General features: G+C 60.9%; 14 protein-coding genes. 4 read left to right on the forward strand and 10 right to left on the reverse strand.

The features are described 5' to 3' along the window. Positions 1-36 precede the first annotated feature (36 nt). The 7 genes from WNE31_RS07870 to WNE31_RS07900 all read right to left on the reverse strand — a co-directional run bounded on the left by WNE31_RS07870 (position 37) and on the right by WNE31_RS07900 (position 6,809). Positions 37-462 (reverse strand): hypothetical protein, encoded by a 426-nt coding sequence (locus WNE31_RS07870; protein WP_349979172.1) that lies wholly within the window; start codon positions 460-462, stop codon positions 37-39. A gap of 109 nt (positions 463-571) precedes the next feature. Beyond that, positions 572-994 carry a hypothetical protein gene (locus WNE31_RS07875; RefSeq protein ID WP_349979173.1) on the reverse strand — a complete coding sequence of 141 codons (423 nt, stop codon included), beginning with the start codon at positions 992-994 and terminating at the stop codon, positions 572-574. Positions 995-1,177: 183 nt separating this feature from the next. Continuing rightward, entirely contained in the window at positions 1,178-1,747 is a 570-nt protein-coding gene (locus tag WNE31_RS07880) for a sarcosine oxidase subunit gamma (RefSeq protein ID WP_349979174.1), read from the reverse strand. Then, on the reverse strand, positions 1,740-4,754 hold the full coding sequence (locus tag WNE31_RS07885; RefSeq protein ID WP_349979175.1) for a sarcosine oxidase subunit alpha family protein: 3,015 nt from the start codon (positions 4,752-4,754) through the stop codon (positions 1,740-1,742). Before WNE31_RS07885 ends, WNE31_RS07880 begins: the two co-directional genes overlap by 8 nt. After that, complete coding sequence (locus tag WNE31_RS07890; protein WP_349979176.1) at positions 4,751-5,080, reverse strand: sarcosine oxidase subunit delta; 330 nt, start codon at positions 5,078-5,080, stop codon at positions 4,751-4,753. Before WNE31_RS07890 ends, WNE31_RS07885 begins: the two co-directional genes overlap by 4 nt. After that, positions 5,074-5,562 carry a hypothetical protein gene (locus WNE31_RS07895; RefSeq protein WP_349979177.1) on the reverse strand — a complete coding sequence of 163 codons (489 nt, stop codon included), beginning with the start codon at positions 5,560-5,562 and terminating at the stop codon, positions 5,074-5,076. Before WNE31_RS07895 ends, WNE31_RS07890 begins: the two co-directional genes overlap by 7 nt. Further along, positions 5,562-6,809, reverse strand: coding sequence for a sarcosine oxidase subunit beta family protein (locus tag WNE31_RS07900; RefSeq protein WP_349979178.1), 1,248 nt, complete (start codon positions 6,807-6,809; stop codon positions 5,562-5,564). The genes WNE31_RS07895 and WNE31_RS07900 overlap by 1 nt, the downstream gene beginning before the upstream one ends. A gap of 179 nt (positions 6,810-6,988) precedes the next feature. Between WNE31_RS07900 and ccmI the strand changes: the two genes are divergently transcribed. Genes ccmI through WNE31_RS07915 form a run of 3 tightly spaced genes read left to right on the forward strand, consistent with a single transcriptional unit; the run spans position 6,989 to position 8,951 of the window. Further along, positions 6,989-8,227 (forward strand): c-type cytochrome biogenesis protein CcmI, encoded by a 1,239-nt coding sequence (gene ccmI, locus WNE31_RS07905; protein ID WP_349979179.1) that lies wholly within the window; start codon positions 6,989-6,991, stop codon positions 8,225-8,227. 59 nt (positions 8,228-8,286) lie between these two features. Further along, positions 8,287-8,706, forward strand: a complete 420-nt coding sequence (gene ruvX, locus WNE31_RS07910) for a Holliday junction resolvase RuvX (RefSeq protein WP_349979194.1) — start codon at positions 8,287-8,289, stop codon at positions 8,704-8,706. Then, positions 8,706-8,951 (forward strand): DUF1289 domain-containing protein, encoded by a 246-nt coding sequence (locus tag WNE31_RS07915; RefSeq protein ID WP_349979180.1) that lies wholly within the window; start codon positions 8,706-8,708, stop codon positions 8,949-8,951. Before ruvX ends, WNE31_RS07915 begins: the two co-directional genes overlap by 1 nt. Here WNE31_RS07915 and WNE31_RS07920 read toward each other — a convergent pair. Genes WNE31_RS07920 through dusA form a run of 3 tightly spaced genes read right to left on the reverse strand, consistent with a single transcriptional unit; the run spans position 8,948 to position 11,561 of the window. Next, the gene (locus WNE31_RS07920; RefSeq protein ID WP_349979181.1) at positions 8,948-9,730 is read right to left on the reverse strand and encodes a hypothetical protein; all 783 of its coding nucleotides are present in this window, start codon (positions 9,728-9,730) and stop codon (positions 8,948-8,950) included. The genes WNE31_RS07915 and WNE31_RS07920 overlap by 4 nt on opposite strands. Beyond that, complete coding sequence (locus WNE31_RS07925; RefSeq protein WP_349979182.1) at positions 9,724-10,548, reverse strand: sulfite exporter TauE/SafE family protein; 825 nt, start codon at positions 10,546-10,548, stop codon at positions 9,724-9,726. Before WNE31_RS07925 ends, WNE31_RS07920 begins: the two co-directional genes overlap by 7 nt. Before the next feature lie 2 nt (positions 10,549-10,550). After that, positions 10,551-11,561, reverse strand: coding sequence for a tRNA dihydrouridine(20/20a) synthase DusA (dusA, locus tag WNE31_RS07930; RefSeq protein ID WP_349979183.1), 1,011 nt, complete (start codon positions 11,559-11,561; stop codon positions 10,551-10,553). Between the two features lie 292 nt (positions 11,562-11,853). Here dusA and WNE31_RS07935 point away from each other — a divergent pair, with 292 nt between their 5' ends. Then, positions 11,854-12,321, forward strand: coding sequence for a hypothetical protein (locus WNE31_RS07935; protein ID WP_349979184.1), 468 nt, complete (start codon positions 11,854-11,856; stop codon positions 12,319-12,321). The last annotated feature ends 64 nt before the right edge of the window (positions 12,322-12,385 follow it).

Below are 12,385 nucleotides of genomic sequence, written 5' to 3' on the forward strand. Positions count from 1 at the left end.
CCAAGGTCAAGCCCCAAGAGGCCGGATTTCTTTGGTTTATTTGATTTTGCAGGACCCGCGCGCGCCAAAATTGCCACCGGCGCGGTCGGCATTGGTGTAGCTGCTGAAGATGGGCGCCGTCGCGTTGATGTTGGCCGCGCCCGTGTCTTTCAGAACGGTCATGCGATAGTCCATCTTCGGCGCGAAACTGTGGCGCAGCTCCACCTGTTTGAGCCGCCATTTCAGCGAGATACGCTTGTCATTATCGGTCGTGATGGTGGCGGGGATCGGGCCGCCGTGCACCTGATTGATGAGCGAGTCAAACACCGTTGCATTGCCATCGCCCAGCATCTTGATGATGACCTGACCGCGGATCCAGCCATCGACGCGCTGGTTGGGGAAAGAACAGTTGAGTGTCTGGGCGCTGGCAAAACTACCGGTCAAGGCCAGTGCCGCCGCAAGTGTCGCGATTTTTCCACCCATGATGTGTCCTTCGGTCTTTTGGCCGTCTTGAGACAGTATGTGTAGCTTATGGGAGAGAATACAACAGTGGCGACGGAAATAGTCAGGAAAGACCGGCGCTTTGCAGCGATCAGGGCTGGATCCGCTGCGCCTCGCGCATGACCTGTTCAACCGATTTCACGTCTTTCAGAGTTTCGCAGCTGCCCTTGCCGGTAAACGCCTGTGGCGAGCCGCCCGGTTTCGCGGCGATCCAGATCTTGCGGCTCGTCTTGTCATAATTCGCGGTATAGCCGAACCGCGCAATCGTGTTGCCCCAGCTGTCAACGGCGCCGTTCACCTTCCAGTGCATTTGCAGCTTGCGGCCCTTGTCGCGCACTTTGACCGGTTCGGGTTTCTTGGCGAAATGCCGGATCACGGAATCCAGAACCAGCGTAGTTTGCCCGTCATTCAGAAAAGCGAATACCACGACCTGCGGCACCCATGTGCCTTCCTTGCCATCCGCGATCCTGCATAGCCACATTTCGTCTTTTGCAAACGACGCCGTTGCAAACATGGCAGACATCAAAAAGGCGGTGCCAAAAACACATTTCCTGATCATACCCAAACCCAATAGCGTGCTGACAAAGTGGTCTAGACCACGAATTACAGCCAATCATCGGGCGAAACAACCAAGAAGTGAGCAGCCACAAAAAAGGGCCCCGGAATGGAGCCCTTTCTTCAAAATGTGACCGCGGGATCAGGCGAAATAGCCGACCTCGCCCCCCCTCTCGGCGGACAGGCGCAGTACGTCGAAGACATATTGTGCGACCGAGCGGAAGCAGACCAATTCAAAACTGCCATCGTCGTTCATCCAGAAGGCTGCTGCCACCTGAGACACTCGCGTGCGGCGGAAATCACCAGGGCCGAACGCATCGGGCGACAGGTCGACCGGGGCCACCTTGGCCAGTACTTCGCGCGGGGTGTCGCCCGAGATACGGAACAAGGCCCGGGCGTCCGACACGTTCACGACCAGCGCATGAACGCCAGATAGGGCATCATTCAGGGCGGTCATGGTCTCGGACACGGCCTCATAGGCCACGATGACGAGCAACTCGTCCGGCGACATCCAAGCCACGCGGCCCTTGTCACCGGCTTCGATCCTGCGGATCGCCGGCACGGCCGCACCGGTGGCGGCCTTAACCGCCGCCGCCACTTCCGCGCTGTCCAAATCTCCGCGCAGGGTAATCATCCCGTGCAGGCCCGTCTCTGCGACCTTGGCGAAACCGACATGAGAAATGCCAGCCAATGCGCTCACAACATTAGACATTTTGCTTTTCTCCTTCTTTGTCATAGAAGACCGGATCGACGATCCGCGCCTCGATCAACCCACCATTGGTAGTGTTGCACGACACAACCTCGCCCATGCGGTCGGGGCCATTATGAACCAACGCCATCGCAATCCCCCGATCCAGCGTCGGTGAATAATAGGTCGAGGTCACACGCCCCTGCACATTGCGCTGACCGTTGGCGTTATCCCCTTCGGCCGGAATGTAAGAGCCATCCGGAATGACCGATCCGTCCACGGTTTCAAGACCTACCAATTTCCAGCGGTTCGGGCTGGCCATGTGGTCGCGTTGCTGCGCGCGTTTGCCAAGGAAATCTTCTTTCTTTTTCGAGATCGCCCAGTTCAACCCCAGATCCTGCGGGATCACGGTGCCGTCGGTTTCGTCCCCGATCATGATAAAGCCCTTCTCGGCGCGCATCACGTGCAGTGCCTCGGTGCCATAGGGCGTGATGCCGAACTCGGCACCGGCCTCAAGCAGCGCATCCCAGAAGGCACGGCCTTGGCTCGCGGGCACGGCAATCTCGTAAGACAGCTCACCCGAGAATGAAATCCGGTAGGCGCGGGCATCAAACTCACCCAGCTTGCCGTCTTTCCACTCCATAAAGGCAAGGGCCTCTTTCGAGACATCCATGTCGCCGCCCAGTTTCTCGATCACTTTGCGGGCGTTGGGGCCGACTACGGCGATCTGGGCAAATTGCTCGGTCACGTTGGCGGTATAGACTTTCCAGTCCCACCATTCGCACTGCAGCCAGTCTTCCATCCAGCCATGGATACGCTCGGCCCCGCCGGTGGTGGTGTGGCAGAGGAAGGTTTCGTCGTCGATGCGGGCCACAACGCCGTCGTCGATCAGGAAGCCGTTCTCGTTACACATCAGACCATAGCGGCATTTACCGGTTTTCAACGTCGACATCATGTTGGTGTAGAGCATGTCGAGGAACTTGCCCGCATCGGGGCCCTTGACGATGATCTTGCCCAGGGTCGACGCATCCAGCAATCCCACCGAATTGCGGGTCTGCAGGATTTCGCGTTTGACCGCATCCTTATGGCTTTCCCCGTTCTGCGGATAGCAATAGGGGCGTCGCCACTGACCGACGGGTTCGTTGAAGGCATTGTTGTCTTCATGCCAACCCGAGATCGGGGTGCGGCGCAGGGGTTGGAATACCTCATCGCGCGCCTCGCCCGCGATCGCACCAAAGCTGATCGGGGTATAGGGCGGGCGGAAGGTGGTGGTGCCCACAGCCGGGATCGGCGCGTTCAACTGACCGGCTAGTGTGGCCAGACCGTTGATATTGCTGAGCTTCCCCTGATCGGTTGCCATGCCCAGCGTGGTGTAACGCTTGGTATGTTCGACACTTTCATAGCCTTCTTGCGCGGCAAGGCGCACGTCGGACACTTTCACGTCGTTCTGGTAATCCAGCCACGCCTTGATGCGCAGCGCGGGGCCCGCCCCTTGCGGCATCAGCCAGACCGCTTCCATCGCGGCCTCGTCGACGGTGGTCGCAGCAGGCGCAGCAGCTTCGCCAGCGTCGAAGCCGGCGCCCGTCACAGCCTTGGCCCCTGCGGAAACCGCATCAGCCAGAACCTCAGCCAGCCCCAGAGGACCGCTGGCCGCACCCGCCGTGACCACGAAGGGCTTGCCGTCATGGCTGGTCGGGGCGCGGTCGGGGTCGGGGCGGAAATGCGCCTGCGCGTCGTCCCAGGTCAGCTTGCCACCACAGTGCGACCAGAGGTGCACCACGGGGGACCAGCCGCCCGACATCGCCACCGCATCACATTTGATCTCTTCCAGAACGGCGCCTTCACCGGCCTGTGCACAGATCGCCACGCCGGTCACGCGCTTGCCGCCCTTGACCTTGGCGATACCTTTGCCGTTTTCCACGCGAATGCCCATGGCCCGCGCCTCATCCGCCAATGCGCCACCGCCCGAGGCACGAGCGTCCAGCACCACCGGCACTTCGAGACCGGCCTGTTTCAACGCAATCGCCGTGCGATAGGCGTCGTCATTGTTGGTGACAACCACGGTGCGGTCGCCAGCAGATACGCCATAATCAACCACATAATCCCGCACCGCCGAGGCCAGCATGACGCCCGGAATATCGTTGCCCGCAAAGGACAAGGGGCGTTCAATGGCACCGGTCGCCGTGACGATCTGCTTGGTGCGGATCCGCCACAGACGGTGGCGCGGCCCGGCCGCGGTCGGGGCGTGGTCGCTTACGCGTTCGTACCCCAACACGTAGCCGTGATCATAGACCCCTGCCCCCATCATGCGGGTGCGCATGGTGACATTCGGCATCTGCTTCAGATCGTTGACCAGAGTCGTGATATAGTCGGCCACGGGCATGCCCTCGACCTGACCACCATCAACCGGCGCGCGCCCCCCCCAATGCGGGGTCTGCTCCATCAGGATGACCTTGGCGCCCGAGGCCCCTGCGGTTTTGGCCGCTTGCAGGCCCGCGATACCGCCACCGATGATGACCACATCCACATAGGCATAGAAATGTTCGTACCGGTCCGCGTCGCGATCCTTGGGCGCTTTGCCGAGACCCGCCGACTGGCGTACGATGGGTTCGAACAGGTGTTTCCACGCAAAGGCGGGAAACATGAAGGTCTTGTAGTAAAACCCTGCCGGGAAGAACCGCGTCAGGTGGTTGTTGATCGCGCCGATGTCGAATTCGAGGCTGGGCCAGTGGTTCTGGGACGCACAGGTCAGCCCGTCGAACAGCTCGGTCGTGGTGGCGCGCTGGTTCGGCTCGAACTTGCCGCCCGCCCCCATGTTGAACAGCGCGTTGGGTTCTTCGGCCCCCGAGGCCACGATGCCGCGCGGACGGTGGTATTTGAAGGACCGGCCGACCATCATCTGGTCATTGGCCAACAGGGCCGAAGCCAGCGTGTCGCCTTCGTAGCCAGTCAGTTGCTTGCCATTAAAGCTGAAATGGACCTGTTTGCCCTTGTTCAGCAAACGGCCGCCAGTGGCGAGACGGGTGCTCATGCGAATTCCCTCCAGCTCCAGCCGGGATATTTGGCCGAGATTTTGTCTTTGATGTCTTGCGGCGGCTCCAGTGTCTGGGCCGGATAGGTGCCAAAGACCTCAAGTGTCATGGTGCAGCGCGCGGCGTGGAAGAATTTTCCGCAACCGTTGGAGTGGCGCCAGCGTTCGAAATGCACGCCCTTGGGGTTCTCGCGCATGAAGAGATAGCTTTCAAAATCCGCGTCATCCGAACCGGGGCCGAAACGCTTCAGGTGCGCCTCGCCTTCGGCATGCAGTTCGGTTTCCTCGGCCTCTACGCCGCAACAGGGGCATTTAAGGGTTAGCATGTTGTCCACCCATCTGATTTAAACCAACAGTTGACCAAGTCGCCGAACCCCCAAATCAAGGTGCCCACGAAAAGGAAGAATAATTCCACCGAGCGCATCGCTACACTCAGTCGGCGAAGCTGCTTCATTGCAGTGTTTCCCAAGGCTTCAACTGTTGCATCGCTGCCTCTAGCTTCAGGGATCGAAAAGCTTGAAAAGGAGTACGCTTGGTCCCGCTTTTCTTTCCAAAGGAGCTGATTTTTGTTCAACAGCTTTCCGGAATCTCTTGCCACATCGAACCACCAACCTTGCAAGGAGTTTTGCATCGAAAACAGCAGTACGCCCAAAGCAACCATAACAGCGCCAACGCGCGAAGTCGCGGTTGGGCTCCAACCTATCGAAGCAACCCCCGCGAGCAAGCAACAGAGACCAGCTAGCGCGGACACTGCCAACAACACCTTTGTGTTTCGAATCTGACTTCGAACTTGCTTTGGAAAAGCCATCAATGCGCCACCCCCGCCGCCACGCTTTCGTCGATAAAGCGGCCTTCGATAAAGCGTTCCATGCCGAATTCGGCGGCCAGCGGTCCGGGTTCGCCCTTGGCGATCAGCTCGGCCGTGGCCCAGCCGCCGCCGGGAATGGCCTTGAAGCCGCCGGTGCCCCAGCCTGCGTTGATGAAACAGTTGCCAAGAGGCGTCTTGCCGATGACGGGCGAACGGTCGCCGGTCACGTCCACGATGCCGCCCCATTGGCGCAGCATCTTGAGGCGCGACACCATCGGGAAGGTTTCACAGAGCGCGCGCACGGTTTCCTCGATATGATGGAAACTGCCGCGCTGGGTATAGTTGTTGAACCCGTCGGTGCCCCCGCCGATCACCATCTCGCCCTTGTCCGACTGAGACATATAGCCGTGTACGGTGTTGGCCATCACGACCACATCCATGCAGGGTTTGATCGGCTCCGAGACCAGCGCCTGAAGCGCCACCGACTCCATCGGCAACCGGAAGCCCGCCATATTGGCCAGCGCGCCCGAGTTGCCCGCCACGACAAGACCCAGCTTGTCACAGTCGATCGGACCCTTGGTGGTGTCTACGCCCGTGACTTTGCCGCCTTCCTGACGCACGCCGGTGACTTCGCATTTCTGGATGATGTCCATGCCCATATCCGAACAGGCGCGGGCATAGCCCCAGGCCACGGCGTCGTGACGCCCTGTGCCGCCGCGTTCCTGCCACAGCCCCCCCAGAACCGGATAGCGTGGCCCGTCGATGTTGATGATCGGCACCAGCTCCTTGACGCGTTGCGGCCCGATGAATTCGGTCTTCACACCTTGCAGGGCATTGGCATGGGCCGTGCGCTGATAGCCACGCACCTCGTGTTCGGTCTGCGCCAGCATGATCACGCCGCGCGGGCTGAACATCACGTTATAGTTCAGGTCCTGGCTCATGGTCTCGTAGAGCGAGCGCGCCTTTTCATAGAGCGCGGCAGACGGGTCCTGCAGATAGTTGGACCGGATGATGGTCGTGTTACGGCCCGTGTTCCCGCCGCCAAGCCATCCTTTTTCGATGATGGCCACATTGGTAATGCCGTAATTCTTGCCCAGATAGAACGCCGTGGCCAGACCGTGGCCCCCGGCTCCGACGATGATCACGTCATATTTCTTTTTGGGTTCGGGCGAACGCCAGGCGCGTTCCCAGCCGGTATGATACCGGGCCGCTTCGCGCGCGATGGCAAATGCAGAGTAGCGTCTCATGTAACTGATTCCGATTTCGGGCAGGTCTCTCTATTGTAATGACTTTTCCAGCCACATTTCACACGGATTAAACCGGCGGTTTGCTGGCTGGTTGCGACATACGGCGCGTCGCAAACGATTTGCCCTTTTTCCCACGCCCCTCGCGCATTAGATGAGGGGGACCTGAGACTGGAGGCAATATGATTTTCTGGATAGTGGTGATCACGGCGGCCCTGATGATTTCGGGACTGTTCGCATATGCACTGATCAAGGGACGTGCCGGGGATGAACCCCCTGCGGCCTATGATCTGCGGGTGTATCAGGACCAGTTGAAAGAGGTCGACAAGGATCTGGCGCGCGGCGTGATCAATGCCGAAGACGCCGAACGCATCCGCACCGAGATCTCGCGCCGTATCCTTGCCGCCGACGCTCAGTTACAACACGGCGGCGACACCGGCGGGCAGCCGGAGACGGCGGGCAAGGTCGTGGCCGTTCTGATAGCGGCTTTCCTTGTCGGCGGTGCAGCCGCGCTTTATGCCGAGCTGGGCGCGCCGGGGTATGACGACATGCCCCTTCAGGCCCGTATCGAAGCAGCCACCGAGCAACACGCCAACCGCCCCTCACAGGCCGAGTTCGAAGCCAACCTGCCCGTCCGTCCCCTTAATGAGCCTGAAGGCGAATATGGCGAGCTGATCGGAAAGCTGCGCCAGACCGTGGAAGACCGACCCGACGATTTGCAGGGGCACATCCTTTTGGCCCGCAACGAGGCCAACCTTGGAAATATCAAGAACGCCTACACCGCGCAGGACAAGGTGATCCAGCTCAAGGGAGAGGACGCCGCGCTGGCAGATTACCTGTTCCTTGCCGAACTGATGATTGCCTCTGCCGAGGGCTATGTCTCGCCCGAGGCCGAAAGCGCCCTGCGCTCGGCCCTGCAGATTGATCCTTCGGACCAACTGGCCCGCTATTACTGGGGGCTGATGCTGATCCAGAACAACCGCCCCGATCTTGCCTTCCGCATGTGGGAAACCCTGCTGCAACAAAGCGCGCCCGACGCGCCTTGGGTCGCCCCGATCCGGTCGCGCATCCAGGATCTCGCGTTTCTGGCCGGTGTCGATTACCAATTGCCGCCGCTTGCCCCTGCAATGGGCGACGGCCTGAGTGGCCCCACCGCGGAAGACATGCAAGCCGCGCAAGAGATGACCCCCGAAGAACAGCAGGAAATGATCCAGGGCATGGTCGACAACCTGTCCGACCGGCTGGCCACCGAAGGCGGCACCCCGCAGGAATGGGCCCGCCTGATCGGCGCGCTTGGCGTGCTGGGCGACCTGAACCAGGCGCAGGCGATCTTCCTCGAGGCGCAGACCCGCTTTGAAGGCAACGCGCAGGCGCTGGCCATCGTGCGGCAGGGGGCCCAGCGGGCTGGTATCGTCAATTGATCCATATTCACGAAACCATCGAGGATCTGGTCCCGACGCTGCCCGCCACGCAAGCACTGATGGGGCTGGATCTGGGCACCAAGACAATCGGCGTCGCGATCTCGGACAGCTTTCAGTCGGTCGCGACCCCGCTCGAGACGATCAAACGCAAGAAATTCGGCGTGGACGCGGCCCGCATCCTCGAAATCATCGACCATCGCAGCGTGGGCGCGATCATCCTTGGCCTGCCCCGCAACATGGACGGCACCGAGGGCCCGCGCTGCCAGTCGACCCGCGCCTTTGCCCGGAACCTGGCCCAGCTGACGGCGATTCCCATAAGCTTCTGGGATGAACGCCTGTCCACCGTGGCGGCCGAAAGGGCCCTGCTTGAGGCGGATACGACACGAAAACGTCGCGCAGAGGTCATCGACCATGTCGCGGCCTCGTATATCCTCCAAGGCGTACTGGATCGCCTGCAACATCTGAGGAGCGCGCCCTGATGGCGGACAAAGCCGAAAAAGACCGCGTCTGGAAACGGAACGAGATCGAAAGCCCCTGTATCCAGATCTGCGTGATCCACCCCGAGGAACGCATTTGCACCGGGTGTCTGCGCACGATCGACGAAATCACCGGCTGGTCGAAAATGGCCCCCGAGGACCGTCGCAGTATCATGGACGCCCTGCCCGACCGCGCCCCGCGTCTGCGCAAACGGCGCGGCGGACGCGCGGCCCGCGTCACGGGTTAGTCCGGCGCCAGCCAGCCGGCCACACCCCCGGGCAGTTCGGGGCGGAAATAGGCAATCATCCGATACGCGCCCGGCACCCCGTCGGGCCAGGGATCAACCCCGTGCAAAACGTGACGGTGTAGCAGCGTCGCCTCGCCCGGTTCGGCCTGCACCTGCACGCGATCACACCGCGCGAACACCTCTTTACGGGCGGCGACATAGGCATCGGTGATGTCCACCTGTCCCCATGTTGCAGGGGCATGCCCTGCAAGGGCCGTGCGCAAGGCAGCGCCTATGATGTGATGACTGCCCTCCCACACCACCAACGGTGCGGCCTGCGGATGGCTTTGGTTCAGGGGCAACCCGAGGATAAAAGCATGCGGCTCGGCAATACGGCGACGCCTGTCCGGCCCGTCGGCACGGATCCCGTCCACATGGGCGGCAGCGCGGATCTGGCGATAGCGAAAGGCGGCCTCGGTTTCGCCCGAGCGGGGGCGCGGATAGCCGGGACGAGTCACCGACACCTGCGCCTTGTGCAACGGCAGCATGTGGCCACAGAGATGCCGTACATCGTCAATCGGTGCGCCGCCAAGCGCCGGGCCTGTGCCCACCGCCCCCGTCGCGTCATTGTCCAGCGCATCCACGCCGACAAACCACGTGTCCTCGCAAACCCACCAATGCGCCAGCGCCGGGTCATACATCGCGGCCTCGGCGGCAGGGTGCACATGATCGACCCAGGATTTCACGGCGGGGTCAAAGGGCACCCGCACCCAGCCCGCCGCTTGGAACGGCGTTACCACCCCAGCGCCTTGCGCAACATGTTCAGCGCGACCAGCGTCAGGAACACCGCGAACACCCGTTTCAACGGTTTCGGGTCCATCGCATGGGCCAGCTTCACCCCCAGCGGCGTGGTCAGCAGGGTCATCGAGATCACAAGGAAAAAGGCGGGCAGGTTCACCGCGCCCAGCGTGAAGGGCGGGCGCGAGGCCGGATCGATCTCGACCAGCAGGAAGCCCGCAACCGAAGGCACCGCGATGATGACGCCAAAGCCCGCTGCCGTGGCCACGGCCCGGTGGATCGGCGTGTTGAACAGGCTCATCAGAGGCACGCCAAAGCTGCCCCCGCCAATGCCCATCAGGACTGACAGGAAGCCGACAACAGGGCTGAGAATGGCGCGCAAGAGCCCCGTCGGCATGGCCTGTCCCAAACGCCATTCGGACCGGCCGAAGCCCATGTAAAGGCCGATCACGATGGCCAGACAGCCAAAAATCCCCTGCAGGGTGGTTGAACGCAGCGATGAGGCCACCATCATGCCAAGAACTGCGCCGATGGCGATACCAATCCACCAGCCGCGCAGGATGTCCCAGTCCACCGCGCCTTTCTTGTTGTGGCTCAGTACTGAGCGCACAGAGGTCACGATGATGGTGGCCAGTGATGTCGCCAGACAGACCTGCATCAGTTGCGGGCCATCATAGCCAAGCCCACTGAACGCATAGAAAAACGCGGGCACGAGGACGATCCCGCCGCCGACCCCCAGCAATCCCGCCAGCACCCCCGCAAAACCGCCGATCACCAGCAACATGAGGGCCATCGGCCAAATCTCTGCAAACTCTGGCATTTTTACTCTCCTGCCTCTTGCTGCGCGGCGGTGACATGGGACAACGCCTCAAGCACGAGATCGGGGCCCGCCCCCGGCTTGTGCGCGCCCTCCGACAGAACCCGCCGCCACATGCGTGCGCCCGCACGTCCCGCGAACAGCCCCAGCATGTGCCGCGTGATCTGGCCCAGCTTCCCACCGCTTTCAAGGTGCTCCGCGATATAGGGCAACATGGCGTGCACCACAGCTTCGCCCGACCGGTCCGTGCCGCGCCCGTAAATGCGGCGATCCGCGCTGCCCAGTATATCCAGCGGCGTGTGATAGGCCGCGCGCCCGATCATCACCCCGTCCAACCCCTGATCCAGATGTGCCTGCGCCTCGTCCAGCGTTTGAATGCCGCCGTTGATCGAGAGGTGCAGATGCGGAAAGCGGTCTTTCATGCGATGCACCAGCGGATAGTCCAGCGGCGGAATATCCCTGTTTTCCTTGGGGCTGAGCCCCTGCAGCCACGCCTTGCGCGCGTGGATGGCAAAACGGGTGACCCCGGCATCGCTGACCCGTTCGAGGAAATCAGGCAGAACCGCTTCCGGATCCTGATCATCCACCCCGATCCGGCACTTGACCGTGACTTCTACCGGGCTGGCCTCGATCATTGCGGCGCAACAGGTGGCCACCAGATCGGGCTGCTTCATCAACACGGCCCCGAAGGTGCCCGATTGCACCCTGTCCGACGGGCAGCCCACGTTCAGGTTGATCTCGTCATAGCCCGCCCCGGCCCCGATCCGTGCCGCCTCGGCCAGTTCGGCAGGGTCCGACCCGCCCAATTGTAGCGCCACAGGATGCTCTGCCGGATCGTGGTCCAGCAAATGCAGCGCCCCACCCCGCACCAGCGCCGGCGAAGTGACCATTTCCGTGTAGAGAAGTGTCTCGGAAGACATGAGACGATGCAGGTACCTGCAATGCCGGTCGGTCCAATCCATCATCGGCGCGACGGAAAGACGTGCGGCCTTTGTTATCAATGGCTTATCTGTCATTTTGTCGTCCACGCTGGCATACCTACTCGATTATTTGCGCCTTATTTTGCTGGGTTTTCAAACGTTTTGAGTTTTTGGCATACCGTTTGGCATACCCACTTGGAGCTTGGCATACCGCTTACCTATATCCGTGATATGCCACAACAAGAATGGGAAAAAAACGGGCACTATCGTTGAACGCAGAGGCAAGTCAGGCACTAAGTTCAAAGCACAAGTCATCAAGAAAAAGGATGGCAAGATTGCGCTATGCAAATCCGCTACTTTCGAAAGGAGGTCTACAGCTACCGCTTGGATGAAGCGTATTGAGAAGGAATACGAGCAAGGGCGCTTGCTCCAGCAACCGACACAGACCACGGTCGGTGAACTCATCGACATGGTGGTAAAAAGTCATCGAAAGGACTTAGGAAAGACAAAAAAGCAAGTGTTGACTGCGATCAAGCGATTTGATGTTGCCGGCTATGAAGTTGCGTCCTTGAAAACTTCGGATTTGATTGAGTTTGCAACTCAAGTCGCGGAGGGTGGGCACGGTCAAAGCGCCCGCACTCCATCAACCACTGCAAACTACATGAGCCACCTGTCAGGGTGCCTACGTTTGGCGCTCCCCGTGTTTGACATCCCCTTTGAAAGGCAAATCGTGACGGAGGCTCGTGAAGCAACGACATTGCTGGGTGTCACTGGAAAATCAAAACGTCGAACTAGGCGACCCTCGCTCGAGGAACTGGATGCCTTTGATCAGCCCCACCTAAGTGGTCCAGTTTGAATGTTAGTGCATGATTGGCCTGGGTTCCATCGGGATGATGGTTTCCGGCGCCGGCGGGCGGTAG

It is taken from the genome of Shimia fortis, from assembly GCF_040225985.1.
Classification (GTDB): domain Bacteria; phylum Pseudomonadota; class Alphaproteobacteria; order Rhodobacterales; family Rhodobacteraceae; genus Shimia.